The sequence below is a fragment of the Stenotrophomonas terrae genome (assembly GCF_039674165.1).
Taxonomy (GTDB): domain Bacteria; phylum Pseudomonadota; class Gammaproteobacteria; order Xanthomonadales; family Xanthomonadaceae; genus Stenotrophomonas; species Stenotrophomonas terrae_A.
Window position 1 is genome coordinate 1 of the sequence record NZ_JBDJMY010000090.1, and the last position, 3,112, is coordinate 3,112.

Genomic DNA, 3,112 nt, shown 5'->3' on the forward strand with positions numbered 1-3,112 from the left:
GAGCATGGCTCGGCACTACATGGCGGGGTTGCCGCTAGAGCCCCTGCCGAGCATGGCTAGGCACTACTCGATTGGCAGGCACAGGGTTTCTTTGACTTCTTCCATCACGATGTAGCTCTTGGATTCGCGCACGTGCGGCAAGGTCAACAAGGTGCTGCCCAACAGTTTGCGGTAGGAGGCCATTTCGTTGATGCGGGCCTTGAGCAGGTAGTCGAAATCGCCGGACATCAGATGGCATTCCAGTACGTTGGGCAGCTTCAACGCGGCACGGCGGAATTCCTCGAAGATGTCGCCGGATTTGTAGGCCAGGCTGATCTCCACGAACACCAGCAGGCTGGCCTTGACCGAAGACGGATCCAGCCGCGCGTAGTAGCCGGTGATCACCCCTTCGCGTTCCAGCCGGCGCACGCGCTCGGTGCAGGGCGTGGTCGACAGGCCAACGCGCTCGCCCAGCTCGGTGAAGGAGATGCGGCCCTCCTGCTGCAGGATGCGCAGGATCTTGCGGTCGATCTTGTCCAGTTCGCGGCTGCGGGTGGCCATGGCGGCTCTGCTTTTGATGAACGAAACAGGAAATTACCCTGATTCACCGCATCAATAAAGGTAAAAACACTGGTTCACCCTGAATATACTGCGCCGTTCCTAGCCCCTGCCATCCCGTGCGCAGGGAATGATGTGGTCCGGAGAATGAAAATGCGCGTTCTGGTGCTTGGCAGCGGTGTGATCGGCACGACCAGTGCCTGGTATCTACGGCAGGCCGGCTTTGATGTCACCGTGGTTGACCGGCAGCCTGGCCCGGCGCTGGAGACCAGCTTCGCCAATGCCGGCCAACTGTCGTTTGGCTACACCTCGCCGTGGGCCGCCCCGGGCGTACCGTTCAAGGCGATCAAGTGGCTGTTCGAAGAACATGCGCCGCTGGCGATCCGCCCGACTGCGGATATGGCCCAGTACCGCTGGCTGTGGCAGATGCTGCGCAACTGCACCTCCGCCCGCTATGCGGTCAACAAGGCGCGCATGGTGCGCGTGTCCGACTACAGCCGCGATTGCATCAACGAGCTGCGCGCGGCCACCGGCATCGATTACGAAGGCCGCCAGCTGGGCACCACCCAGTTGTTCCGCACCCAGCAGCAGCTGGATGCCGCCGCACAGGACATCGAAGTGCTGCGCGAATACGGCGTGCCCTATGAAGTGCTGGACCGCCAAGGCATCGCCCGGGTTGAGCCGGCGCTGGCAGGCAAGACCGAAATGCTGGTTGGCGCACTGCGCCTGCCCGAGGACCAGACCGGCGACTGCCAGCTGTTCACCAACAAGCTGGCCGCACTGGCCGAAGCGGCCGGGGTGGAGTTCCGCTTCGACCAGGACATCGCCTCGATCCAGTCCGATGGCGACCGCATCGCCGGCGTGCGCATCAACGGCAAGCTGGAAACCGCCGATCACTACGTGCTTGCACTGGGCAGTTATTCGCCGCAGTTGCTGGCACCGCTGGGCATGCAGCTGCCGGTGTATCCGCTGAAGGGTTATTCGCTGACCCTGCCGATCACCAATGCGGCGATGGCACCGAACTCGACCATCCTGGACGAGAGCTACAAGATCGCCATCACCCGCTTCGAAGACCGCATCCGCGTCGGCGGCATGGCTGAAGTTGCCGGTTTTGACCTGTCGCTGGAACCACGCCGCCGCGCCACGCTGGAAAAGGTGGTCAAGGATCTGTACCCGGATGGCGGTGATCTGAGCCAGGCCGCCTTCTGGACCGGCCTGCGCCCGGCCACGCCCGACGGCACCCCGGTGATCGGCGCAACGCCGTATCGCAATCTGTTCCTCAACACCGGCCACGGCACCCTGGGCTGGACCATGGCCGCCGGCTCCGGCCGTTACCTGGCCGACCTGATGAGCGGCAAGCAGCCGCAGATCAGCACCGAGGGGCTGGATATCTTCCGTTACGGCAAGGGGCAGCACTGATGCGCCCGGCACAGGCACTGATCGACCTGGACGCGCTGCGCCACAACTACCGGCTTGCGCGCCAGCTGGGCGGCGGCAAGGCGCTGGCGATCATCAAGGCCGACGCCTACGGCCACGGTGCGGTGAACTGCGCGCGCGCGCTGCAGGACGAGGCCGATGGTTTCGGCGTGGCCTGCATCGAGGAGGCATTGGAGCTGCGCCAGGCCGGCATTCGCGGCCCGATCCTGTTGATGGAAGGGTTCTTCGACGCGGCCGAGCTGCCATTGATCGTCGAGCACGATTTCTGGGTGGTGGTGGCGACGGCGTGGCAGCTGGAAGCGGTGGAAGCGTTCAAGACCGACGCCACGCTGCGTATCTGGTTGAAGCTGGACAGCGGCATGCACCGGCTGGGTTTGTCGATGGAGGAATTCCGCGACGCGCATGCACGCCTGACCGCGCTGCCGCAGGTCGGCCCGCTGGTGCTGATGACGCACCTGGCACGCGCTGACGAACTGGACAGCAACCGCACCCGCGAGCAGTTGGATGTTTTCGTACGTGCCACAGAGGGTTTGGCTGGCGAAACCAGCCTGTGCAATTCGCCAGCGCTATTGGGCTGGCCGGATGTGCGCAGCGATTGGGTGCGCCCGGGCCTGATGTTGTACGGCGCCGATCCGCTGTATCCGCAGCCCAGCCCGCACGCGGCGCAGCTGCGCCCGGTGATGACCCTGCAGTCGCGGGTCATCGCAGTGCGCGAACTCGCCGTCGGCGAGCCGCTGGGTTACGGCGCGCGTTTTGTTGCTGAAGTGCCGACGCGGGTGGGCGTGGTGGCGATGGGCTATGCCGATGGCTATCCGCAGTTCGCGCCCAATGGCACACCGGTATTGATTGATGGCGTGCCCGGGCGTTTGATCGGGCGTGTGTCGATGGACATGCTGACGGTGGACCTGAGCGACCATCCGCAGGCCGCACGCGGCAGCATCGTGCAGCTGTGGGGCAATGCACCAACGATCTCGGAGCTGGCACCGCGTTGCAATACCAGCGCGTACCGGCTGCCGTGCAGTCTCAAGCGCACCCCGCGGGTATATCTGTCGGAGTGAGCTGAGCTCCTGTAGTGGGGGGGGGCGGGGGGGCCGGGAGGAGGGACCCACGGACACAGCCGCCCACGGCGGGGGGCGCG

Annotated in this window: 3 protein-coding genes; 2 read left to right on the forward strand and 1 reads right to left on the reverse strand. The window is 64.9% G+C overall.

The genetic code is table 11. From position 1 onward, the window contains the following. Positions 1 to 63: 63 nt before the first annotated feature. Complete coding sequence (locus ABE493_RS19335) at positions 64 to 540, reverse strand: winged helix-turn-helix transcriptional regulator (protein WP_303747673.1); 477 nt, start codon at positions 538 to 540, stop codon at positions 64 to 66. Positions 541 to 690: 150 nt separating this feature from the next. On the opposite strand from ABE493_RS19335, the gene ABE493_RS19340 reads away from it, so the two are divergent. Then, positions 691 to 1,956, forward strand: coding sequence for a D-amino acid dehydrogenase (locus tag ABE493_RS19340; RefSeq protein ID WP_346501020.1), 1,266 nt, complete (start codon positions 691 to 693; stop codon positions 1,954 to 1,956). After that, positions 1,956 to 3,032, forward strand: a complete 1,077-nt coding sequence (alr, locus tag ABE493_RS19345; protein WP_346501018.1) for an alanine racemase — start codon at positions 1,956 to 1,958, stop codon at positions 3,030 to 3,032. The genes ABE493_RS19340 and alr overlap by 1 nt, the downstream gene beginning before the upstream one ends. Positions 3,033 to 3,112 lie beyond the last annotated feature (80 nt).

Coding starts and splice junctions, on each gene's coding strand:
- ABE493_RS19335 (WP_303747673.1), bottom strand. CDS start 540: ATGGCCACCCGCAGCCGCGAACTGGACAAGATCGACCGCAAGATCCTG.
- ABE493_RS19340 (WP_346501020.1), top strand. CDS start 691: ATGCGCGTTCTGGTGCTTGGCAGCGGTGTGATCGGCACGACCAGTGCC.
- alr (WP_346501018.1), top strand. CDS start 1,956: ATGCGCCCGGCACAGGCACTGATCGACCTGGACGCGCTGCGCCACAAC.